This window comes from Bacillus sp. ISL-75, from assembly GCF_018613095.1.
Genome location: NZ_JAGGQX010000040.1, coordinates 1 through 23,862 on the forward strand (window position 1 = coordinate 1; position 23,862 = coordinate 23,862).

Below are 23,862 nucleotides of genomic sequence, written 5' to 3' on the forward strand. Positions count from 1 at the left end.
TAATAATTCACTTTTCATAAGACGAATTATGTGAAGCTTTGCATAATTCGTCAATAATTAATACTTCAGGAACACACAATTTATTAACTAGGCGGGCAGTAGTTCCACGCTGCTCAGCCTTTTTACAAGATAAAATAAAATCATCACATCTGGTGTAATAGGCTGTATTTCCTTGTTCTATTGCTTCAATTGTTAGACCTATTGCTAGGTGAGTTTTCCCTACTCCTGGCGGACCCAGGAGTAAGATGTTTTCTCCATTTTGGATGAAACGACAAGTCATTACCTCTTTTACTCTACGTTCATTGACGCTTGTTTGAAATTCAAAATCAAAGTCCTCAATTTTTTTATAAAATGGTAGTTTAGATTTTTTAAGCCGTCTTTCAAGGTTTTGTCTCTCTTTACTTTCAATTTCTTGTAATAAAACGATGTTAAGAAAGTCAGAATATGATACATTATCTTTAGAGGCATCCTCTAAAATGCCTTCAATTCGATTTGAGGTTAAATGAAAACCTACACTTTTAAGACGTTCAGTTAGAAGGTCAGTGTTCATTCATATTCACCAACCTTTGACTGTTCTTCATACACCAAGAGGGAACGTTGTTCCACTTTTGGACCAGAGAGAGGATTGTGACCGGTCGCCAAACCTTTAGGTGTCACTTTCGTCTCTTCTTTTTTATTTTCTTTGTAATGTTTCAATTGAGCGATTGATTTGGTATTCCCATTGATCATTGGATGTGTCGCAATACAATCTAGTTCATAGTAAACTTCGATATGGTGTTCTAAAGTCTCTTTAATCTTCACTTCTGCTCCCTTATAACGGTAGGGGACAGAGTACAGTTTATTCTCGTAAGAGATATAACCCTGTTGGTCAACTCTAGTAGTTGTCCATCTACTCATTGGGAATAGAGGGCGTTGGTTCCAATTTAGTAATTTCTCTTGTTCCACTTCAAACCGTTCAAACGGTGATTCCTTGGTTGTTTGATTAGGCTTCTTATTAGCTATTTTGTCCAACCATTCTATTAGACTCTCATTCATCTTAACTAGGGATGGCTCCAACTTTCGCTGCATAAAATTTTTCTTCACATATCCAACTGCACTTTCCACTTTACCTTTAGATTGAGGACGAGCTGGTTTACAAGCTTTTGGAACAATGCCATAGTAAGCTAAAAACTCCTCAAATTTTCTATTGAATCTAATTTCAGTCGGGCTATGCTTAATCACTACAGTCTTCATGTTGTCATAAAGAATTTGTGATGGAACACCATTAAAATACGAGAAATCATTCATGTGACACTTCATCAGTTGTTCCATGTTCATTGTTGTTGTAATCTCCATGTATTTCATTCTTGAATATCCAAGGACGATGACGAATACATAAAGTTTCTGTTTCTTACCGTCAATCTCGTGTTCTCCTAATTCACCCCAATCCATTTGAGCTTGTTTACCTGGAGGAGTTTCAAAACGGATACTTGACTGCTTATTAGGTTTTTCACGAAAGGGACTGATAAACTCCCTTAGTATTGTCATTTGGCCATCATAGCCCATTCCCTGTATCTCCTCTAACAAAACTACACAATTTGTGGTTCCTTCTTTAAGTCTCTTTAACAAATACTCTTTATAGTCATCTAATTTGCTTCCTTTACTTTTTTTATCCCCCTTTCTTTTAGGAAGTTGATTCTGGTTTATGTACTTCCTAATGGTCTTTCTATCAAACCCTGTTTCTTCTGAAATTGCAGTTTGAGTCCATCCTTTCTGATGTAACTCTCTGATCATAAAAAATTCCCCATCCTTTAACATGCTGTCTCTCCACTCAAAAAAATTTTGATGTATCGAGACAATTATCCGTTATTTTTGGGGAATTTTTAACCGTTTATATTGGGGATTTTAACACCGTTTTTCACAATAATAAGACCTCCTACTTGAAAGGGGCTTATTTTGTTTCTTCAATCTTTTTATGAGGTAAAAATATTCAAACGTAAAAGGAAAATATAGGTCAACAAGAGCAATGTAAAGAAAGATGGTGAATACTTTAAATGAAATAGAACCTTGGTAAGGGCAAGGATACATAAAAGTCCCATGTAAAATGGTAATCTATATTTGATTATTTTTTTCAACAATATTATTCCTTTCAAGATAATAATTATGATTACCAAAAGGGAATAAAGAAATACAGATAATGATCCAATTAGTTACTAATCCAATGGGATAAAAAAATCTAACAGATTATTAATCACCTATATTTAAGAGCTATAAATTTTAGTGGGCACAGAATGCCATCCGGTAAAGTTTATTTCAAGAATAACATTGTTTAATATGATTTTATCAACATATATGTATATGCTATTCTTGTTATATTTGTTGTTGTATTATTTATCCTTATTTTTATTTTCTATATCATCATTGTATTTATATTATGTATTTAATGAAACGTAAACTATTAAATGAACCGATAAAAAACCATTCGATCCTTTTAGAGAAATGCTTAAATTTATTTTTGTTTTCTTTAAAGGTAGAGACTAGCCTTAAAAGTGTATTTAGGGTTCACTAAATCAACTTTTAAATCTTGTACTTTTTCAAACACCAGGGACCATTTAAATGATTAGTATTTAGAATAAAAACGAAATTGTATAAACGCTAAAAGAAAAGATAAATTGTCATTCAACTTTTTTATATTAAAAAAATTGTTGAAAGGACGAGCAAAGTCCAGAATGAAGGGAACTATTGATGGAAACAAAACTTGCTACTAGAATATTTTTTAAAAAAAAGATAGGGTAAAGAATTTAAAGGCCTCCTATGCTTAGCAGTCATAAGCCTTTTTTCTAACAGGAGGTTTCTTTTGAATCGATATCGGTGAAATGTATCATAAGTTAATGATTTTTTTTGATGAAAAAATTGACAAGTTTTTTAAGAGAATTTGTTTCCCCACTCTACACATGTTGAGTGCTGTTCACTACTGGTATTAAAAAAATAAAAAGTGTGGCCGTGTGTATAAAAAATCTCATTGCAAAGCAGAGAGATTTTTTTGATTAAAGCATGACGTACTTATGCAAGGAAAAACCATAAAAGGGGATAAACAAGAAAAGGATTAAGAGGAATGGTGTAAAGAGAATAATGAGAGGAACATTTTCAAATGAAGGAGGAAAGCGGAATATTCTTTATTGATTAGATGCTTTTGTTTACTGAAGAGGATATTTATACATTGCTATTGATTTAGGTTGGAAAACACGACCGGACTTTTCTTAACTCCGGGAACTTTTTCTTGAAATCATAAAAACAGACCGACTAAAGTATGAAGAAGCAGAGAGAAGTGCTAAATATATAGTAAAGTCTATACCAAAACATAATTGAGCAATGATATTACTGGTTTTAGGTTTTAGTATATATTCGAAAAGTCATACGAAATTTTATTAATAAAAGGCGAGGTTTATTATTTTTAGCCGTTCTCCTTTGGAGTATCTACAAAGGAAATAGCAATATTAAGGGATAAATCTTTATTATGATTTATCCCTTATTTATATGTAAGAGACTACTTAGTAGGATACTTTACTACAATCCAAATGTGCTGCGTGTCAGCAGTTTAGCTATCACATATTCGGATGATCTTAAAAATAAATTTATGATAGATAACTTCCTCTTCTCAAACACTTCATTTCTTTTGTCAACTCATCATTTTTTTTAGAAGAGTTGCTCCTTAGCTTTACGGGCATGGAGCTGGCCCCCTAATGATAAATTTATAAATGTTACTTTTTCAATAGACTTAAAACACGCCTCACTAACAATCATATTTTGAATGGTATCTTCTAAAAGATTTTCTTGCATTTTCCCTTCTAATATTAATTGAGAGAAATACTCTACTTCTAACGTATATTGCTGTCCGTATAAATTTTCTACCTTATAATTTCCACTTTCATCAACTATAATAACATGGGCATTTCCATTTTGAGGGATAAAGGCTCTTGGCACTTGAACGGTGCCTTTTGTCCCAATAATTTCATATTGACCCACTCTTGTTCGGTCCATTGCAGCATCAAACTCTGCAATAATCCCATTTTCAAGCTCAATTATTCCCGTTACTGACATATCTACTTGATTAGATATGTCATTTTGAGTTGAAGCAAATACCCGTTTAGGTTCGGTATTTAAAATATTTCTAATTGAATGAATACAGTAACAACCGACATCATAGATACTGCCTCCACCTAATTTTTGATTCATTCGAATATTTCCAATTTGATCCTCAAGGAAAAAAGAAAGGCTCACCCTCATAATCTTTACTTCACCAATTTCACCGGAAGCAATAATTTCTTTTACTCTTTTATGTTGTGGGTGAAATTGATACATAAAACCTTCCATAAACATAACGCTATTTTTCTTACATACTTCGATCATTTCTTTTGCCTCTATTACAGTCAAGGCTGCGGGTTTCTCACAAAAGACATGCTTCCCTTTCTCAGCTGTTTTCTTTACCCAGGTTGAATGGAGTGCATTTGGCAAAGGAATGTAAACTGCATCGATATCTGGATCATCTAACAAATCCTCATAAGTCCCGTAAATCTTAGGAATCCTAAATTTTGAAGCAATTTCGTATACTTTATTATTTGAACTAGCGATTGCAACTACTTCTGCATTAGATGCATCCGTAAATGCTGGAAGTAATTCATCTTGAGCAATGTACGCAGTACTTAAAATTCCCCAACGAACTTTTGTATCCATCCTTCCAACTCCTTTAATTATCTATTTACAATGGTTTCTGTATAAATAAATCATTTTTATTTAAACGTTTAAAATGCTATTTATTTAATTAATTGTTTTTGTTTTGCGAATAGGAGGGATTTATCAAGCATAATCCGCTGAACCCATGCAAAAACACCCTTATGTAATCAGTTTCTTTATATTTAAAATATAATGATTGATGATTTTTCCTATTAATATAGTTATATAAAAACATATAATAATAGTAATTGGGTTTTGAAGATATGTTTTTACACTTTAAAGACATCCTTTTAAAGAAGAAGCCTAAGGGTGACAAATTTTTCAGCCCAAAAGGTTCTGAAGGTATATGGAAAACATCATTCTGGTCTAAAGGCGAAGACTTATGCGAATTTTATACATTCATTTTACAAATGAAGGCTTGAACTTGAATAGAGATAAGCCAATGTAGTTATTGATAATGCAGGTCAATCAATTAGAGCTATCAGAGAAGTGATAACTCAGTAGCTGGAAGGCAACTTACCCGACGGGGCGTTGCCTTTTTGCATTTCTTGATACTGAAGAAGCTAAATAAGTTTATAACTTCATCATAAGATATCTATAAGGATATCTTAAATACAAATTTGTAGTGAAGTATTGATAATATTTTGGTAATATATTTATTAAAATAATGTTATGAGTGGTTGTAAGGGGATGAAATGGTTTGATAAAGGAAAAGCGTATTAAAAAAATTCATGAATATGTTATTGAGCAACAATCTGCATCATTAGACGAATTGGTGTCAGTTTTTGATGTATCGAAAAACACAATCAGGCGTGATATTCAAACACTAGTGGAACGCGGAGAATTGAAAAAAGTTTATGGCGGTGTATCTGCCATTCATAAGAAACTGGAGTCATTTCAAGACAGAAAAATACGCAATCAAGAACAAAAAGCATCTATTGTAAAAAAAGCAGCCAGCTATGTGAAAGATGGTGATATTATTTTCATAGATTCAGGAACTACAACGATTGGGATGTTCAAATATATAAAGGACAAGAACTTGACAATTTTTACGAATAGTATTGATTGTATTGTTCGTGCTCTTCCGTTCGACCATTTAAATGTTATTTCAATCGGGGGGTTACTGGATCGAAAAACCGATTCGTTCGGTAACCCACACAATAACAATATGGACCTTCTAAGTAATTACAATATTAAGAAAGCCTTTATGGCATCTACTGGTATCTCCCTAACCAATGGGGTAACCAACGCCTCCCCACTTGAGAGTGAATTAAAAAAGGTAATTGTTAAAAGAAGTTCAGAGGTTTATTTATTGGTTGACCACGATAAATTCGATAAATATGGGTTAATGACCTATTGCGGTTTAGGTGCTATTGATTATCTAGTTACTGATAGGCTTCCGAATGCAACATATAGAGAATATGCTAAAAAAAATGCCATCCGACTTGTGATTACTCAATGAAAATTGGAATAGTGTTGGCGTTAATTAATTACTTCTTTGACGTATTATAGAAAATATTTCATCCTTTTTATAAAAATATAATGAAGTTTTGGTTATTTGTTGGTACTATGGAGATAGAATAAATATAATGTAAGCGATAACAGTGAATTAGGGTGAATTGAAATGATTAAAGAAATACGCATCAAAAAAATAAATGAATATGTAATTGAACATCAATCTGCGTCTTTAGACGAATTGGTAGCAGCTTTTGATGTATCTAAAAATACAATTAGACGTGATGTTCAAGAATTAGTTGATCGTGGAGACCTAAAAAAGGTTTATGGCGGGGTATCGGTTATTCATAAAAAACTTGAATCGTTTCAAGATAGACAAATACGAAATCAAGAAAAAAAAGCATTAATTTCAGAAAAAGCATCAAGCTATGTGGAAGATGGAGATTTTATTTTTATCGATTCGGGTACCACTACTCTTGCAATGTTTGATTTTCTAAAGGAAAAAAATCTGACTATTTTCACGAATAGTATCGACTTTATCGTTCTTGCCCTTCCGGTTGAGAATTTAACTGTAATTTCTGTCGGAGGAATGCTTGACCGTAAAACCAATTCATTTGTTAATCCAAGAAATATGGAGTTATTTAAAGATTACAATATTAAGAAAGCCTTTATGGCTTCTACGGGCATCTCTCTGGTAAACGGAGTAACGAACGCATCACCTTTGGAAAGTGAATTAAAAAAGACAATTGTCAATCGGAGTTCTGAGGTCTATCTATTGGTAGACCACGATAAATTCGATAAATATGGATTGATGACCTATTGCGGTCTAGATGAAATTGATTTTTTAATTACCGATAGATTTCCGAATGAAACATATAAAGATTATGCTAAGAATAATAGCATTCAGCTAGTTATTGCTGACTAACGTAATCTTGTTAAAATTCCCTTTTTTATGGACCAGTCCCCGTAAAAAAGGGTTTTTTAGTTCTCATTTTTTATAAAAAAAAGAAAAAAAGATTGCATTATTGGTACTATTAGTATTAATATGTACTTATAAATTACCAAGAGTTAACCAAAACTTTATAACGTTTTGAATTTCTGATGCACTTTAATAATGAAAGCGCTTTGGATTGCAGGATTTGTATTACTCCAAAAAATTTATAAGAAATGGGGTAGTGGATTTCATGCAAATCGTATTAAAGAGGTATTTACTTTTGGATTGAATTATAAAACAAATTGGGGCATATTCTTTGCCAATAACGAAAGGGGAAATTAGTATGCGTTTAGCTTACGATCCGTCACATTATCGTGACAATACTAGTTTAAAAGAGACTATCGATGCAGTTGCTAGATTAGGATATGAATGGGTAGAGTTATCTCCACGTAAAGATTTTATTTGGTTTTATGAATATCCAAAGGTTGATAGGCAGTTGATAAAAGATTTAAAAAGATATTGTTCAGATGCGGGTGTTCGAATCTCTTCCGTCCTTCCTGTTCAACAATGGTCTTCGCCAAATGAACAGGAACGCCAAGCTGCCGTTAGAAATTGGAAACGCTGTATTGAAATTACCTCTGATTTAGGAGTAGATTTAATGAACAGTGAATTTAGCGGAGACAAAAGTCGCCCACTAGAAAGTGAAGCTGCATTTGTAAGATCAATGGAAGAGCTAATGCCAATTTTTGAAAAAGAAGGCATTAAATTAAATCTACAATCCCATCCAAATGATTTTATTGAGTTGAACACAGAAGCAATCCGAATGATTCGTGCGTTTGATAAAGATTGGATTAAATTAGTATATTCTGTAGCACATGCTTTCTTTTATGATGATGGGATCGGCGATGTAGCGAAACACTTAGAGGAAGCAGGGGATTTACTTGCACATGTTTTAATTGCTGATACTCTTAATCATAAAGCAGCCTTTGGATTACGATATATTATTAATCCGCCTAATGCGAACGTAACCATCCATCAGCATTTGAATCCTGGTGAAGGGGAAGTAAACTTTGAAGCATTATATCGGAAATTAAGAGAAATGAGATTTGATGGAATTGTAACCAATTCAGTATTCGCCTATCCTGATAGATCAGAGTGGTCCAATGAACTAACTTTGAAATCCATTAAAGAGGGATTATATATTTAGACGCGCTCTACATCATTTAGAATTTGATTGAAATTCCGATTTTAATTAAAAAAATTCATAAATAAAAAGCCTTTTCTCAGTGATTATGAGGAAAGGCTTTTTTGATTTCAGCCTTATTATTATAAATCTGTGTGTCATTGGGCTCCAAGGTATTCCAATTATTTAAAGTAAGATGAAATTATTGATTGAATCCCAAATTAATAATATGATATAATCATTACATAACCAACATATACCCAATAGTTAATAAAAGGTTGGTATTGATAAACCAATTGGAGGGGATCAAATGCCGTTAATTAGATTTGATTTAATAGAGGGTCGAGATGAAAAAGAGTTGAAACAATTACTAGATGTTTCTCACCGGGCTGTGGTAAAGGCTTTTGGCGTCCCTGAAAGAGATCGTTACCAAATCGTCCATCAGCATCGAGCAAATGAACTAATCATTGAAGACACTGGGTTAGGGTTTGAAAGAAGCCGAAATGTAATTGTTGTCACTATAACAAGTACACAAAGAAGTGATCAGCAAAAGAAAACCTTTTATAAACTATTAGCACAAGGGTTAGCAGAGAATTGTGGAACTGAACCAAATGATATTATGGTCTCCATTGTTACGAATGGGGCAGCTGACTGGAGCTTTGGTTTCGGCGAAGCTCAGTTTTTAACGGGTAAACTATAATCAAAACTTCCAAAATAATCTTAAAAAAACAGTTGACTGAAAGCGTTTTTAGTATTAAGATGAAATCAAACATAACCAAAAGATAACCAATATATCACAAATAGTTGAATGTAATTTACCAGTTTTATCAGTCTGATAGAGGATCTTACATTCTAAAGTACTCAAAAACTACAATGATTTTATTCTTAAGGAGGAAGCACAAATATGACTAATGTAATGGTGAAAGTAGAAAAACTAAAAAATTATATCAATGGTGAATGGGTCGAAAGTAAAACAACGCAATTTGAGGATGTCTACGATCCTGCTAAAAAAGAAATTATTGCCCAGGTTCCTCTTTCAACAAAAGAAGAAGTTGATTATGCTGTAGAAGTGGCAGCAAATGCATTTGAAAAGTGGAAAAACGTACCTGTGCAAAAGCGGGCGAGAGTCTTATTTGATTTCCACCAACTTTTACAAAAAAATAAAGAAGAATTAGCTCGTATTATCACGATTGAAAATGGTAAAAATCTATCTGAAGCATTAGGTGAAGTAGGACGCGGAATTGAAAATGTGGAATTTGCTGCAGGTGCCCCTACACTAATGATGGGAGACTCACTTACTACAATTGCAACAGATGTAGAAATCACTAATTATCGTTATCCAATTGGTGTTGTTGGCGGAATTACGCCATTTAACTTCCCGATGATGGTACCATGCTGGATGTTCCCAATGGCCATTGCTGTTGGTAATACATTCGTTCTTAAACCATCTGAAAGAACACCATTATTAGCTCAAAAACTTGCTCAACTATTAGAAGAAGCTGGTCTTCCTAAAGGAGTCTTCAACATTGTTCACGGTGCACATGATGTTGTAAATGGACTTTTAGACCACCCAGAAGTGAAAGCTATTTCCTTCGTTGGTTCAAAGCCTGTCGGAGAATATGTATACAAACGCGGAAGTCAAAATCTAAAACGTGTTCAAGCCTTAACAGGTGCTAAAAACCATTCAGTCGTTTTAAATGATGCTGATTTAGAACTTGCTATAACAAATGTTATTGCTTCTGCCTTTGGTTCGGCTGGTGAACGCTGCATGGCTTGTTCGGTTGTAACAGTAGAAGAAGGAATTGCGGATGCTTTTCTTGATAGATTACTAGAAAAAGCAAAAGAAGTAAAAATCGGTCACGGCTTGGATGAAGGCGTGTTCTTAGGTCCGGTTATACGTGAACAAAATCAACTGCGGACATTAGGTTATATCCAAAAGGGTATTGAAGAAGGGGCAAAATTAGTATGTGATGGCCGGGAAAATACACCAGAAGAAGGATTTTTTGTAGGACCAACTATTTTTGATGATGTAACAACCGATATGGCCATCTGGAAAGATGAAATTTTTGCTCCAGTCCTATCCATCGTTCGTGTTAAAAACTTAAAAGAAGCTGTGGAAACAGCCAATCAATCAGAATTTGCAAATGGTGCATGTCTCTATACATCAAACGCTTCGGCCATTCGTTACTTCCGTGAAAATATCGATGCAGGTATGCTTGGAATTAACTTAGGTGTTCCAGCTCCAATGGCATTCTTCGCATTCTCTGGATGGAAATCTTCCTTCTACGGAACATTACCTGCAAACGGGAAAGACGGTGTAGACTTTTATACACGTAAAAAAGTAGTTACAGCTAATTATAAAGCCCCATCATTTGAATAAGTTACCAGCAACTGTAACATTCGGCTATTATCCTGCTAATGATTGCTAGGATAATAGCCATTACTAGAATTCACAGAAATAGGAGGCAACTACAAAGTGAGTAAATTGCTCCGAAAACCAAATCTTAAAGAAACGTCACCAGGTGTAACCATCGTTCATGAAGTAACAAGTGAAAATTCTTCATTAGAATATGTGGGGTTTAAAGTAATCGACCTTACTCCAGGTAGTACATATACAGAAGAACTAGCTAAAGTAGAATGCTGCATTGTCGCACTAACAGGGAAAATCAATGTTACCGATCATGAACAAGCATTTAAAAATATAGGTACTAGAGAAAGCGTATTTGAAAAGAAACCAACAGATAGTGTTTATGTATCAAATGATCGTTCTTTTGAGGTGGAGGCTGTGAGTCAAGCTCGGGTTGCTCTTTGCTACTCCCCATCTTTTAATCAATTGCCTACTATGTTAATTAAAGCGGAAGATAATGGAATTGAAAATAGAGGGAAATATAGCAATAAGCGTTTAGTTCATAATATCTTACCAGATTCAGACCCTTCCGCAAATAGTTTACTAGTGGTAGAAGTATTCACAGAAAGCGGAAACTGGTCAAGCTATCCGCCCCATAAGCATGATCAAGATAACTTGCCGAATGAGTCTTTTTTAGAAGAAAGCTACTATCATGAAATGAACCCTCGTCAAGGATTTGTCTTGCAACGTGTATACACAGATGACCGTTCTCTTGATGAAACAATGGCAGTAGAGAATGGCGACGTCGTGTTAGTACCTGCCGGATACCATCCAGTTGGGGTTCCTGATGGTTATGAATCCTATTACCTAAATGTAATGGCAGGACCAACACGCATTTGGAAATTTCACAATGAGCCAGCACACGAATGGATCTTAAACCGTAAGTAAAGGAGATGTTATTAAAAAATGAAAATTCATTTTAATACTGATAGAGAATTTGACCTTATTGCCATTGGCCGTGCATGCATGGATTTAAACGCGGTGGAATACAACCGACCAATGGAAGAAACAATGACATTTAAAAAATATGTAGGCGGTTCACCAGCAAATATTGCGATTGGATCATCAAAGCTTGGACTAAAAACAGGATTTATCGGCAAGCTTGCCAATGACCAGCACGGACGTTTTATTGAGCAGTATATGCGTGGTGTTGGAGTGGATACATCCAACATGGCCGTTGATCAAGAAGGCCATAAGACAGGTTTAGCCTTTACGGAGATTAAAAGTCCGGAAGAATGCAGTATCTTAATGTACCGCGATGAGGTAGCTGACCTTTATTTACAGCCATCTGAGGTAGATGAAGAATATATTAAAAAAGCAAAAGTTCTACTTGTTTCTGGTACAGCTTTAGCTAAAAGCCCTTCCCGTGAAGCAGTCTTAAAAGCCATTCATTTAGCAAAAAAACATGACGTGAAAGTTGTTTTTGAATTGGACTATCGTGAATATACATGGGCATCACCTGAAGAAACATCTGTTTATTATTCATTAGTGGCGGAGCAGGCAGATGTGGTAGTGGGTACACGTGATGAATTCGATGTGATGGAAAACGTGGCAGATGGCAGCAACGCAGCGACTGTTAACCATTTATTTAAATACTCTCCAGAACTAGTTGTGATTAAGCACGGTGTAGAAGGATCTTATGCATATTCAAAATCAGGAGAAACATTCAGAGGCCATGCTTATCTAACGAAAGTATTAAAAACGTTTGGCGCAGGCGACTCTTACGCATCTGCCTTCTTATACGCTCTAGTCACAGGCAAGGATATTGAAACCGCCCTTAAATACGGCAGTGCCTCTGCAGCTATTGTGGTAAGTAAACACAGTTCTTCAGAAGCGATGCCAACCGTTGCCGAAATTGAACAATTAATTGCGGCAAGATCTGAAAAAGCTGAACAAACAGTGTGAGGTGAGAATAGCCATGGGGAAAATTAGATTAACAACAGCGCAGGCATTAATTAAATTTTTAAATCAACAATATATCCATGTGGACGGAAAAGAATTTCCATTTGTTGAAGGAATCTTTAATATATTTGGACATGGAAATGTTTTAGGAATTGGGCAGGCACTTGAGCAATATTCAGGTCATTTAAAGGTGATTCAAGGGAAAAACGAACAAGGGATGGCACATGCAGCAATCGCATACAGTAAACAAATGCTTCGTCAAAAAATCTATGCCGTAACAACGTCTGTTGGGCCAGGTTCAGCCAACTTGGCCGCAGCGGCTGGGACAGCCTTGGCCAATAACATCCCTGTATTGTTTATCCCGGGTGATACCTTTGCATCAAGACAGCCTGATCCAGTTTTACAACAAGTAGAACAAGAATATAGCTTAGCTGTAACGACAAATGATGCATTAAAACCGGTCTCCAGGTATTGGGATCGGATTACACGCCCTGAACAGTTAATGCCAAGTTTGCTTCGTGCCTTTGAAGTGATGACCGACCAGGGAAAAGCAGGTCCGGCAACGATTTGTATTGCGCAGGATGTAGAAGGGGAAGCGTTTGACTATGATGAAAAATTCTTTGAAAAACGCGTCCATTATGTCGATCGTAAAGCACCGGTTGAGCGAGAGCTTAAGGGAGCTGCTGAACGGATCCGTGCAAGCAAAAAACCGGTCATTTTAGTTGGCGGTGGAGCAAAATACTCCCAAGCACGTGATATATTGGTTTCGCTTTCAGAAAAACATAATATCCCATTAGTAGAAACACAAGCCGGTAAAGCAACAATAGAATCCGATTTCAAAAATAATCTAGGTGGAATGGGGATCACTGGTACACTGGCAGCCAATAAAGCGGCGCGTCAAGCTGATTTATTTATTGGGATTGGAACAAGATATACAGATTTTGCCACTTCTTCAAAAACTGCATTTGACTTTGATCAAACCAAGTTCTTAAATATCAATGTCAGCCGTCTGCAGGCTTATAAAATGGATGCCTTCCAAGTCGTAGCAGATGCAAAAATAACATTAGAGCAATTGGCACCATTATTAGAAGGATATGAAAGTGATTTTGGCAGTGAAATTGCTGAATTAAAAGAAGAATGGAATGCTGAACGTGACCGTTTGAGTCAAGTAACATTCAAGCGTGAGAATTTCCTTCCGGAAGTTAAAAATCATTTTTCTCAAGAAGTATTGAATGAATATGCGGACGCACTTAACACAGAGCTTGCTCAGACGACGGCCTTACTAGCCGTGAATGACACCATTTCACCTGACAGCGTGATCATCACTGCAGCTGGGTCCCTTCCAGGAGATGTACAGCGTATATGGAATACGACTGAACCAAATACTTACAATGTCGAGTACGGCTACTCTTGTATGGGGTATGAAGTATCGGGTGCATTAGGGGTAAAATTAGCGGAGCCAACGAAAGAGGTATATTCCCTTGTAGGTGATGGCAGCTTCCTATTGCTGCATTCTGAATTAATTACGTCTATTCAATACGGACAAAAAATCAATGTTGTCCTCTTTGATAATTCAGGATTTGGATGTATCAACAATTTACAAATGGATCATGGCGGCGGCAGTTATTTCTGTGAATTTAGAACCCATGATAATAAAATCCTCAATATTGACTATGCAAAAGTGGCTGAGGGATATGGTGCAAAGACCTACCGCGTCAATACAGTCGAAGAATTGAAAGCAGCCTTAGAAGATGCCAAGAAGCAAGAAGTCTCTACACTAATCGATATTAAAGTCCTTCCAAAAACAATGACTGATGGCTATGATAGCTGGTGGAATGTCGGTGTTGCAGAGGTATCGAATAAAGAAAGCATCCAAAAGGCATATGAGTTAAGACAACAAAAATTAGAAACGGCAAAACAATACTAAATCTAAAAATCCATTTGAGGTTGGATCAAATTCACTTGAATTTGATCCGCCTTAATTAGTTTGAAAATTCAGACAAGAGAGGTGGGATGGAAATGATCGCAACAACAAGGTTAGTTCCGATGAAAGAAATGCTTGATAAAGCGAAAAAAGAAAAGTATGCGGTAGGACAATTTAATATCAACAGCTTTCAATGGGCAGAAGCGATGCTAGAAGCGGCTGAAGAGGAGCGGTCTCCTATAATTGTGGCCTCATCCGATAGACTAGTAGATTATTTGGGCGGATTTAAGACGATAGCTGCGATGGTAAATAGAATTGTAGAGGAAAAGAAGATTACAGTACCGGTTGCGCTTCATCTTGATCATGGAAAAAGTGTGGAAAGATGTAAGGAGGCCATTGACGCTGGATATACCTCCGTTATGATTGACGGTTCGCACTATTCCATTGAAGAAAACATTGCCATGACAAAGCAAGTGACTGACTATGCCCGGCATCACGGTGTGACAGTCGAAGCTGAGGTTGGAACCGTGGGCGGTAACGAGGATGGTCTTATCGGTGGCATTAATTACGCCGATCCACAGGAATGTTTACGGCTTGTCCAAGAAACAAACATCGATGCACTGGCAGCGGCCCTTGGCTCTGTACATGGCCCCTACCAAGGAGAACCAAAATTAGGGTTTGCCGAAATGAAGGAAATTTCAGAATTAACCAATGTGCCGCTTGTCCTACATGGTGGTTCAGGGATCCCATTACACCAAATTCATAAGGCGATTGAATTAGGTCATGCCAAAATTAATGTGAATACAGAATGCTTGCAAGCATGGGCAAAGGCTGTTCGAAATGTGCTCGAGAACGATAAGGAAGTGTATGATGCCCGGACCATTCTTACACCAGGTAAGGAAGCTGTTAAAGAAACGGTAAAAGCGAAGATTAGAGAATTTAAATCAAGCTATAAAGCATAAAATCAACCGGGCGAAATTTGCCCGGTTTTTTCTTAAATCAATAAAATGGAAGTGGTATGCCTGATTACATTACGAACGAATAGAAATAAATATCTGTTTATTGTTGTTTCTTTTTTATTGTGGTTTCCGCAATTTCTCTATGTTCCTGTTTTTTCACCTTATATGGAATCATTGGGGGGAAAGTATACATTTATTGGGATGGTATTGAGCAGCTACGGGATAATGCAGCTTTTATGCAGACTTCCGATTGGGATATTTTCTGATGTAAAGAAAGCTAGGAAACCATTTATCATTTTTGGCATGTTGGCCAGCATGTTAAGTTGTGTGATTTTTTTACTAACAGATAGTTTAGGTTGGATTCTCGCAGCCCGCGCACTTGCAGGAATTTCAGCGGCTACGTGGGTCGCATTTACAGTGTTATATCCCAGTTATTTTGCTGATCATGAAGTACATCGGGCAATGGGGAGTATTTCATTTATTGTCGTTCTTGCCCAGTTTTTAGGGATGAGTTTCAGTGGTTCAATCGTAAGTGAATGGGGCTGGAAAGCTCCATTTTGGATAGCTGGAGCTTTCAGCATCCTCGGTGTGATCCTATCCCTTTTTATTTTTGAATCAAAAGAAGGAATAGAGAGGGAACCGCTAAAGGTGAAGGAATTAGCGACTGTTATAAAAGAACCATCATTGTTGAAGGTGGCCCTATTATCGATTTTGGCACATAGTATTATTTTTTCAACGATGTTTGGATTTACATCCAACTATGCCCTCCATATTGGCTTTCATGCAAGAGAGCTCACTTTCATCGTGTTTGCGTTTATGATCCCTCATGCCATTGCGACTCCTTTTATGGGGAGAGTACTTGTTCCGCTTTTGGGTGAATGGAATGCCCTAAAAACGGCCTTTTTCTTTGCGTCCGTTTTCACGTTACTGATTCCGTTCGTTCAGAGTAAAGAGTTATTTTTGGCCGTTCAGATTTTTAGCGGATTTTCATTGGGCTTAATTTTCCCGTTGCTGTTAGGATTGGCCATTGAAAAAATTACACCCGAAAAAAGAGCGACGGCGATGGGTGCCTACCAGGCTATTTATGCAATAGGCATCTTTGTAGGGCCATTTTGTGCAGGAATATTTAATTCACTATTGGGAATTAAAGCAGGATTTTATTTTGTCGGGGTACTGGGACTAATGGCTACGTTCCTCATCATCATTTGGGGGAAAGATCATGCTGAATTGGAAAAAGAAAAATCTATCAAAAAAAGTAAGGCTGGTGCCTAGTAATTGTCGATGTGTCCTTTCCAACAAATTCCTAAAATTTTGATAAAAGATACAAAGTTAAAAAACTTTGTATCTTTTTTTATAACCACCATAGCAAGAAAGGAGAGCAGTGTGTATAGTTAGGAAAGGACTTTCCTAAAGTGAGTTCTCAAAAAAAGATATATTCTGAAAGAAACACCTTAAATCCGGTATTGTTTAATTTCTTTCTCGTCATTCCAGGTAAAGCATATGATGTTTCGAAGTATAAAAGTAATCGAAACTTTTAAAAGAGAAGACCAGTATTGTATGAAAAATGCTTAAGAATAGCCTTTTTTCTTTAAGCGTCCAGTAAGCTATCAATCCCAAATTGAATTTAAAAAATTTTCATAAAAATGAAATAAAAGTAATTGACGATTTTAATGTAAGTGATTACAATAAAAATATAGGAAAGAACTTTCCTAAATGTTTTTTCTAAGTGAGTTTTTTTAATAATAATTAGAAAAAAGTATTTCTTAAAATGATGAGGTGTGATGAAATGAGTCAATTAAAGGTTGGGTTATTAGGTGCTGGCAGAATGGGGGCCTTTCACGGAGAAAGTATAGCAAAACGAATACCAGATGCTACTTTATATGCAGTAGCAGATCCATTTCCCGGTGCTGCAGAAAAATTTGCAAATGAATTAGGATTAAATATAAAAACGTATACAGATCCACTTGAAATGATGCAGGACCCAAATGTAGATGCAGTTATTATCGCTTCACCAGCAAGAACACATGCAAGTAATGTTATTGCTGCTGCGAAAAACGGAAAAGCTGTTTTTTGTGAAAAGCCAATGGCGATAACACTGGAAGAAGCGGATGAAGTTCTTCAAGTTGTTAAGGAGATGAAAGTGCCATTACAAGTTGGATTTAACCGTCGCTTTTCAAAAGGCTTCAAAGGCGCGCATGAAGAAATCGTTGCTGGAAAAATTGGTACACCACAATTATTACGCTCTTTAACAAGAGATCCAGCATTAGGTAATCCAAATAAACCTGAGTGGACTATTTTTCTGGAAACACTTATTCATGATTTTGATACACTTTTATACCTAAATCCAAATGCTAAACCAGTTGAAGTATTTGTTATGGCAGATGCTTTGGTAGCACCAGAATTTAAGGATAAAGGTTTACTCGATACAGCAGTTGTAAGCGTTAGATTTGATAATGGCGCTATTGCTGTTGCAGAAGCAAACTTCCAAGCAGTGTATGGGTATGATGTCCGTGGGGAAGTCTTTGGTTCTGAAGGGATGTTACAGATGGGAAGCATTCGCGAATCAAGTATGACTAGGTATACAAAAGAGGGAGCGAGTTATAATACTTTGCGCTACGATCAGGACTTGCTCTTTGATGCTTATGTAGATGAATTAAAAGATTTTGTTGATTCAGTAAAGAACAATAAACCGACTTCCATTACCGGAGAGGATGCCCGTTCTGCATTGTTAATCGCTCTTGCATGTATAGAGTCGTATAAGGAGAAAAAGCCGGTTAAAGTAGAAAATGATGTTTTAATTACGGTTTGAATGGATAAAAATTGCCCTTTTTCCTAATAACTTTGTTTATAATGAAAAATAGAAATTGGGGAAAGGGAGATTAGCATTGAAGCCAACTATATATGATGTTGCAAAAAAAGCAAATGTTTCTATATCTACTGTATCGAAAGTATTAAACGGAAATGGAAGTATCAGTGAAAAGACAAAGAAACGAATTTGGGAAGTAATTGATGAATTACAGTTTCAGCCAAGTATTGCTTCTTCCGTTAAAAAGGCAATGAAAACAATTGGTTTGTTGATTCCTGATATTTCTAATCCATTTATGGCTGAAGTGACAAGAGCAATTGAGGACAACGGTCGTAAAAAAGGGTTTAATGTCATTATATGTAGTACTGATAATGACAGTACCAAAGAAGATGAATATATTTCCATGTTGAAACAAAAATATGTTGATGGAATGATCATTGCAACTGGTTTAAAAAATAGGCGCGCTTTTCAACAATTAATTGAGAGTGATATTCCAGTTGTGATGCTTTCTCGTGATGTTCCTAATTTACCCATTCATATAGTAATGGTAGACGATTTTCAGGGTGGGTATGAAGCTGGTACTCATTTAGCACAGTTAGGTCATCGAAAAATAGCCATGATCGTAGAAAACATCAATATCCCTTCCATAAAAAACCGAGTAAAGGGATTTAAAGAAGGATTAAAAGCTTCTGGTCTATCTTCTGAAGAGTTAACCATCCTATATAGTTCTTTAGATTTGGATGAGAGTGGACAAGTGTGCTTAAATTTATTGGAAAATCAAGAAAACAGGCCTACAGCCATTTTTGTTTCGACAGAGTTACTTGCTTTTGGTGTTTTCCGTGCAGCAAGAACTCTAAAGATACAAATCCCTAATGAGTTATCTATTGTAGGATTTGATAATAGTATTTTGGCAAAACTTAGTGACCCGCCATTAACGACTATCGCTCAACCTATAGAAGAAATGGGAGCAAAAGCAGTAGAGTTGCTTGTTGATGAAATTACCAATAAGAAAGAACAATCTAATAAAGTGATGCAACGGGTAGTTATGTCTCCTCTCTTGATTGTTCGTGATTCAACGGCTCCAATTTCTATGAATGAAAGATAAGATCTTCTCCATTTTCCAGGCATGATGTTAGTTTCACATCAGAACAGGATTTCATTCCATTTTACATAGAAAAGGGAGATGCCTTAAAAGAAATTTGTAAGCGCTGCACAGTTTGAAAACCAATGGAAGTTTTACTTTAGGATTATTGTTTCTTAGATTAATTTTACAGTTGTTTTGCCCAAGAGTTAATCACTTATATATATAAGGGGAATTTCTATATGGAGAATATTTCAAATAAGAGTGTGCAATTGGATCATTTTACGAAAAAGAACCCAAAAAAGTTTTTGAAATTAATTACCACTGTATCAACATTTGGGGGGCTATTATTCGGATATGATACTGGTGTTATGAATGGTTCACTCCCATTTATGGCAAAGCCCGAACAATTAAATCTTACCCCTCTTACAGAAGGGCTTGTAGCAAGTTCTCTAACGTTAGGAGCTGCTTTTGGTTCAATAGTGGGAGGACAGTTATCAGATCGAAAAGGGCGCAGAAGTCTAATACTGTATCTCGCTATTATATTTTTATTTGCAACAATGGGCTGCGTTACTGCACCCAATGCAACAGTAATGATTATTTTCCGCTTCATTCTAGGCCTTGCTGTCGGCGGTTCTTCGGTAATCATACCATCCTATCTTTCGGAAATGTCTCCGTCGGAACATCGGGGCAGGATGGTTACGCGAAATGAATTAATGATTGTTACTGGGCAATTTCTAGCTTATGTTTTTAACGCCATTATTGGAAATGCCTTTGGAGATACAGGACATGTTTGGCGTTATATGTTAGTTGTTGCAACTTTACCGGCAGTGGCATTATGGTTTGGAGTGGCTGTTCTACCGGAAAGTCCTCGATGGTTAGCCTCAAAAGGAAAAATGGCTGAAGCATTAAAGGTACTGCAAATGATTCGTAATGAGAGTATTGCACAACAAGAATTAAATGAAATAAAAACACATATTCAAGAATCGCAAAAAGTAGAAAAAGCATCACTAAAAGATTTAAGGGTACCTTGGGTTCGATATATGGTAGGAATAGGGGTTGTCGTTGGGTCAGTAGCTCAGTTAGTGGGAATAAATTCTATTATGTATTATGGAACTCAAATTCTTGAAAATGCTGGTTTTGGAACCAAGACAGCTTTGATTGCAAACGTAGCAAATGGATTAATTGCCGTTATTGCTGTTATCGTTGGTATGTCCCTCCTTAACAGAGTGAATAGACGGACGATGCTGCTTATAGGTTTTACTGGTGTTACAGTGGTTTTAATAGCGATTGGGATTACTAATATTGCGCTAACTGATTCACCGATTTTACCATTTATCGTATTAACATTGACAGTTACATACTTAGCCTTTTTTCAAGGGTTTATTGGACCTTTAGGATGGCTCGTAATAGCTGAAATTGCCCCTGTTCGCCTACGTGGTCTTAGTATGGGGATCGCTACATGCTCCCAATGGATTTGCAATTTTCTAGTAGGACTATTGTTCCCTACTCTTTTAAGAATACTCGGACTATCAGGAACCTTTTTCTTATTTGCTGTGTTTGGATTTATTGGGATATTATTTGTTGCGAAAAACTTGCCAGAGACAAGAGGGCTGACATTGGAACAAATAGAGGATGAGTTTAGAGATAAATATGATGTAAATCAGAGTAAGGTTAGTAAGATAGGTTAAAAACCGTTTATAAATGTGAGTATCCGGGCGTTTTGTATTATCAAGTACTAGAATCATATATAAATAATAATCTGAAAATTCAATCCACTCTGAAATATTGTAGAGTACTAGACTCTATAAAAGAAATATTAAATAAATTAGTAACTAGGAGGAAGTAGTATGAGTAGAGAATATGGTTTATGTTTATGGACTTTTGGTGATATTTCTGTTGAAGAAAAGTGTAAATTAGCTAAGGATATTGGTGTAGATGGTGTAGAAGTTCAAGGAGATCTTACGCAAGATCCAGGGGAACTTGCAAATATCTTGTCTAGATACGGGTTAAAAGTCTTATCTGTTACACCTGATAATGTGGATATTTCCTGTGAAAATGAAGATATAAGACTAGAGGCAGTGGGCTACTTTTTAAATCTATTGGATTGGGCAAGCGATTTAGGTGCAAAACGAATTTGTTTACATGGCGATGTGGGAAAAATAACCGGGAGTGGAGATCTCGCGAAGGATTGGGTGCTTCTTGTAGAAAGTTCCAGGGTAGTGATGAAGAAAGCCGAAGCTTTAAATATCGAAGTAGTGTTCGAAGTGTTAAATCGCTATGAGAACCATCAAATTATTACAAATCAAGAGGCCTTGAAACTACTTGATTCTGTCAATAGTCCGAATTTATCTATTCTTTTAGATGCTTATCATATGAATATTGAGGAAGAAGACCCTATTGATGCATTAAGAAAAGCAGGAAGTAAGTTGGGAGTTTATCATGTAGCTGATTCTAATCGTCAAGCTGTTGGAAATGGCCATTCTAATATAAAAGGTCAAGTTGAAGCATTACATGAAATTAATTATACTGGGCCGATCATTATGGAGATGACTGCAGAAGGCCCAAATCCGTTTACAGCAGTTAAAGGACCAGATTATCTTCAGGTTCTAACCGATTACTACAAAACTTCATTAGAAAAACTAAAGGTATGGGATACTTCGAAGGTAGAAATATAATCATTACATCACTATAAGATGACCACTATATCCCAAAATATAATAAGAGTATGTATCAATATTTAAGCAAAATAACACTAACTTTATCACTATATACCAAAAATACAATAAATTTTTTGTTAATTTGGAAAAATAAGAATTGAAATCCCCAATAGGAGTAGGTTACAATATAAGCATAGGGTAAGCGCTTACCTAGATAAAACAAATGGTCTCTTATTTAAAATATAATAATCCCATTCTCTTGTTTGGGTAAGCGCTTTACGACCAATCTATTAAAGCCAAAATGGATAATTGCAGAAAGGAGACAATATATGGTTGTACGTGGAGGGAGCCTTCTCGAAATTAAAGGAATTAAGAAAAGTTTTGCTCAAAACCATGTATTAAAGGGAATCAATCTTGACGTAAGACCGGGTGAAGTACATGTGCTGCTGGGGGAAAACGGTGCAGGTAAATCTACTTTAATCAAGATTTTAACAGGCGTGCATCAAAAGGACGCAGGAGAAATCTATTGGGAAGGGAGCTCGGTAACACTAAATAACCCAGTTGATTCCATGAAACTAGGCATTGCTACCATTTATCAAGAACTAAATGTCATTCCTGAACTGAAGGTCTATGAAAATATCTTTCTTGGAAGAGAATTAAAACACGGCGGAAAAATGTCCTTGCTTAACCATAAAGCAATGCGCAAAGAAGCTGAGCGCTGCTTGGAGATGCTTGGCCAAAGCCCGAAACTTGCAGATAAACAACTGGGAACACTTGGTATTGGACAGCAGCAGTTAGTTGAAATTGCAAAAGCAATCACGTTAGATGCCAAATTAATTATTATGGATGAGCCTACTTCCAGTTTAAGCGCCCAGGAAGTAGAACAGCTCTATAAAGTGGTCGAAGAGCTTAAGAAAAAAGGCATCGCCATTATCTTTATTTCCCATCGCCTTGAGGAAATTAAACACCTTGGCGATCGGATAACCATTCTCCGAGATGGATTTAAAATCGAAACTTTACCAGTTAAAACAACAGAAAGTGATTACTGGATTGAACTGATGGTGGGACGATCATTAGATGAAAAGTTTCCAAAGCAGTCCTTTACCCTTGGAAAAGAGGGCTTTCGTGTTGAAGATTTAATCGTAGCAGGCACGACCCAACCGGTTAATTTTTCAGTCCATTATGGAGAAATTGTTGGAATCTCTGGACTTGTAGGTGCGGGCCGTACAGAATTGGCCAGATCTATTTTCGGTGTTGACCACCATAAAGGCGGGAAAGTCTTTATTGACGGTCAGGAAATAAAGATTAAATCTCCACGCGACGCCATAAACGCAGGGATAGCTTTTATTACAGAGGATCGCAAAAGTGAAGGTCTACTACTCGACATGACACTTGACTTTAATATTGCTATAGCGAATATGGAAAAGTTTAAAGGCAGTACAGGTCTGCTGGATGTAAAAGAAATGCGTAAGGAAGCACAAAAGTATGTAAAAGAGTTAAAAATTCGTCCTGGTAACATTGAACTTCACTCCAGGAACTTGAGTGGCGGAAATCAGCAAAAGGTTGTTATTGCCAAGTGGTTATGCACACATGCGAAGGTATTTATCTTTGATGAACCGACAAGAGGGATAGACGTAGGGGCAAAAGTTGAAGTTTATCGCTTGATGAATCAGTTAGTTGAAAACGGTTCCATGGTATTGATGATTTCTTCGGACCTTCCTGAAATTCTTGGGATGTGTGATCGGGTATTAGTCATGAGTGAAGGGAAATTAACGGCAGATCTGCCGATTGAAGAAGCTTCGCAAGACCGAATAATGAAAGCGGCTACAGGAGGATGA

At 36.3% G+C, this 23,862-nt stretch carries 18 protein-coding genes; 15 read left to right on the plus strand and 3 right to left on the minus strand.

Going from position 1 to position 23,862, the window contains the following annotated elements; translation table 11 throughout:
• Window positions 1-7: 7 nt before the first annotated feature.
• The 3 genes from J7E63_RS17080 to J7E63_RS17090 form a co-directional block, all read right to left on the minus strand.
• The gene (locus J7E63_RS17080) at window positions 8-550 is read right to left on the minus strand and encodes an ATP-binding protein (RefSeq protein ID WP_215014572.1); all 543 of its coding nucleotides are present in this window, start codon (window positions 548-550) and stop codon (window positions 8-10) included.
• Complete coding sequence (gene istA, locus J7E63_RS17085) at window positions 547-1,797, minus strand: IS21 family transposase (RefSeq protein WP_215014574.1); 1,251 nt, start codon at window positions 1,795-1,797, stop codon at window positions 547-549. Before istA ends, J7E63_RS17080 begins: the two co-directional genes overlap by 4 nt.
• A 1,878-nt stretch (window positions 1,798-3,675) precedes the next feature.
• The gene (locus J7E63_RS17090) at window positions 3,676-4,713 is read right to left on the minus strand and encodes a Gfo/Idh/MocA family protein (RefSeq protein WP_215014576.1); all 1,038 of its coding nucleotides are present in this window, start codon (window positions 4,711-4,713) and stop codon (window positions 3,676-3,678) included.
• Window positions 4,714-5,413: 700 nt separating this feature from the next.
• Between J7E63_RS17090 and J7E63_RS17095 the strand changes: the two genes are divergently transcribed.
• The 15 genes from J7E63_RS17095 (at window position 5,414) to J7E63_RS17165 (ending at window position 23,862) form a co-directional block, all read left to right on the plus strand.
• Window positions 5,414-6,175 carry a DeoR/GlpR family DNA-binding transcription regulator gene (locus J7E63_RS17095; RefSeq protein WP_214732760.1) on the plus strand — a complete coding sequence of 254 codons (762 nt, stop codon included), beginning with the start codon at window positions 5,414-5,416 and terminating at the stop codon, window positions 6,173-6,175.
• Window positions 6,176-6,337: 162 nt separating this feature from the next.
• Window positions 6,338-7,093, plus strand: a complete 756-nt coding sequence (locus tag J7E63_RS17100) for a DeoR/GlpR family DNA-binding transcription regulator (RefSeq protein ID WP_214732761.1) — start codon at window positions 6,338-6,340, stop codon at window positions 7,091-7,093.
• A 352-nt stretch (window positions 7,094-7,445) separates the two neighbouring features.
• Window positions 7,446-8,309: a sugar phosphate isomerase/epimerase family protein gene (locus J7E63_RS17105; protein WP_214732771.1), complete on the plus strand. Its 864-nt coding sequence runs from the start codon at window positions 7,446-7,448 to the stop codon at window positions 8,307-8,309.
• A 286-nt stretch (window positions 8,310-8,595) separates the two neighbouring features.
• A complete protein-coding gene (locus J7E63_RS17110) occupies window positions 8,596-8,985 on the plus strand; it encodes a tautomerase family protein (protein ID WP_214714043.1) in 390 nt (129 codons plus the stop codon).
• A gap of 216 nt (window positions 8,986-9,201) precedes the next feature.
• Window positions 9,202-10,665 carry a CoA-acylating methylmalonate-semialdehyde dehydrogenase gene (locus J7E63_RS17115; protein ID WP_215014597.1) on the plus strand — a complete coding sequence of 488 codons (1,464 nt, stop codon included), beginning with the start codon at window positions 9,202-9,204 and terminating at the stop codon, window positions 10,663-10,665.
• Between the two features lie 96 nt (window positions 10,666-10,761).
• Window positions 10,762-11,580, plus strand: coding sequence for a 5-deoxy-glucuronate isomerase (iolB, locus tag J7E63_RS17120; RefSeq protein WP_214714045.1), 819 nt, complete (start codon window positions 10,762-10,764; stop codon window positions 11,578-11,580).
• Window positions 11,581-11,598: 18 nt separating this feature from the next.
• Complete coding sequence (gene iolC, locus J7E63_RS17125; protein WP_215014578.1) at window positions 11,599-12,597, plus strand: 5-dehydro-2-deoxygluconokinase; 999 nt, start codon at window positions 11,599-11,601, stop codon at window positions 12,595-12,597.
• 13 nt (window positions 12,598-12,610) lie between these two features.
• Window positions 12,611-14,521 (plus strand): 3D-(3,5/4)-trihydroxycyclohexane-1,2-dione acylhydrolase (decyclizing), encoded by a 1,911-nt coding sequence (gene iolD, locus J7E63_RS17130; RefSeq protein ID WP_214714049.1) that lies wholly within the window; start codon window positions 12,611-12,613, stop codon window positions 14,519-14,521.
• A gap of 92 nt (window positions 14,522-14,613) precedes the next feature.
• On the plus strand, window positions 14,614-15,480 hold the full coding sequence (gene fba / locus J7E63_RS17135; RefSeq protein WP_251026896.1) for a class II fructose-1,6-bisphosphate aldolase: 867 nt from the start codon (window positions 14,614-14,616) through the stop codon (window positions 15,478-15,480).
• A gap of 45 nt (window positions 15,481-15,525) precedes the next feature.
• Entirely contained in the window at window positions 15,526-16,749 is a 1,224-nt protein-coding gene (locus J7E63_RS17140) for an MFS transporter (RefSeq protein ID WP_308161971.1), read from the plus strand.
• Between the two features lie 514 nt (window positions 16,750-17,263).
• Window positions 17,264-18,286 carry a Gfo/Idh/MocA family oxidoreductase gene (locus J7E63_RS17145; RefSeq protein WP_214732765.1) on the plus strand — a complete coding sequence of 341 codons (1,023 nt, stop codon included), beginning with the start codon at window positions 17,264-17,266 and terminating at the stop codon, window positions 18,284-18,286.
• 76 nt (window positions 18,287-18,362) lie between these two features.
• Window positions 18,363-19,388: a LacI family DNA-binding transcriptional regulator gene (locus tag J7E63_RS17150; protein WP_214732766.1), complete on the plus strand. Its 1,026-nt coding sequence runs from the start codon at window positions 18,363-18,365 to the stop codon at window positions 19,386-19,388.
• A gap of 218 nt (window positions 19,389-19,606) precedes the next feature.
• Entirely contained in the window at window positions 19,607-21,055 is a 1,449-nt protein-coding gene (locus J7E63_RS17155) for a sugar porter family MFS transporter (protein ID WP_215014580.1), read from the plus strand.
• Between the two features lie 159 nt (window positions 21,056-21,214).
• Complete coding sequence (locus tag J7E63_RS17160) at window positions 21,215-22,042, plus strand: sugar phosphate isomerase/epimerase family protein (RefSeq protein WP_215014582.1); 828 nt, start codon at window positions 21,215-21,217, stop codon at window positions 22,040-22,042.
• A 311-nt stretch (window positions 22,043-22,353) separates the two neighbouring features.
• Window positions 22,354-23,862, plus strand: a complete 1,509-nt coding sequence (locus tag J7E63_RS17165; protein ID WP_215014584.1) for a sugar ABC transporter ATP-binding protein — start codon at window positions 22,354-22,356, stop codon at window positions 23,860-23,862.

What these genes read in the sequence shown, in the direction of transcription:
- J7E63_RS17080 (WP_215014572.1), bottom strand. Translation starts at nt 550, where the DNA reads ATGAACACTGACCTTCTAACTGAACGTCTTAAAAGTGTAGGTTTTCAT.
- istA (WP_215014574.1), bottom strand. Translation starts at nt 1,797, where the DNA reads ATGTTAAAGGATGGGGAATTTTTTATGATCAGAGAGTTACATCAGAAA.
- J7E63_RS17165 (WP_215014584.1), top strand. Translation starts at nt 22,354, where the DNA reads ATGGTTGTACGTGGAGGGAGCCTTCTCGAAATTAAAGGAATTAAGAAA.
- J7E63_RS17090 (WP_215014576.1), bottom strand. Translation starts at nt 4,713, where the DNA reads ATGGATACAAAAGTTCGTTGGGGAATTTTAAGTACTGCGTACATTGCT.
- J7E63_RS17160 (WP_215014582.1), top strand. Translation starts at nt 21,215, where the DNA reads ATGAGTAGAGAATATGGTTTATGTTTATGGACTTTTGGTGATATTTCT.
- J7E63_RS17115 (WP_215014597.1), top strand. Translation starts at nt 9,202, where the DNA reads ATGGTGAAAGTAGAAAAACTAAAAAATTATATCAATGGTGAATGGGTC.
- iolC (WP_215014578.1), top strand. Translation starts at nt 11,599, where the DNA reads ATGAAAATTCATTTTAATACTGATAGAGAATTTGACCTTATTGCCATT.
- J7E63_RS17145 (WP_214732765.1), top strand. Translation starts at nt 17,264, where the DNA reads ATGAGTCAATTAAAGGTTGGGTTATTAGGTGCTGGCAGAATGGGGGCC.
- J7E63_RS17105 (WP_214732771.1), top strand. Translation starts at nt 7,446, where the DNA reads ATGCGTTTAGCTTACGATCCGTCACATTATCGTGACAATACTAGTTTA.
- fba (WP_251026896.1), top strand. Translation starts at nt 14,614, where the DNA reads ATGATCGCAACAACAAGGTTAGTTCCGATGAAAGAAATGCTTGATAAA.
- J7E63_RS17155 (WP_215014580.1), top strand. Translation starts at nt 19,607, where the DNA reads ATGGAGAATATTTCAAATAAGAGTGTGCAATTGGATCATTTTACGAAA.
- J7E63_RS17100 (WP_214732761.1), top strand. Translation starts at nt 6,338, where the DNA reads ATGATTAAAGAAATACGCATCAAAAAAATAAATGAATATGTAATTGAA.
- iolD (WP_214714049.1), top strand. Translation starts at nt 12,611, where the DNA reads ATGGGGAAAATTAGATTAACAACAGCGCAGGCATTAATTAAATTTTTA.
- J7E63_RS17140 (WP_308161971.1), top strand. Translation starts at nt 15,526, where the DNA reads ATGGAAGTGGTATGCCTGATTACATTACGAACGAATAGAAATAAATAT.
- J7E63_RS17110 (WP_214714043.1), top strand. Translation starts at nt 8,596, where the DNA reads ATGCCGTTAATTAGATTTGATTTAATAGAGGGTCGAGATGAAAAAGAG.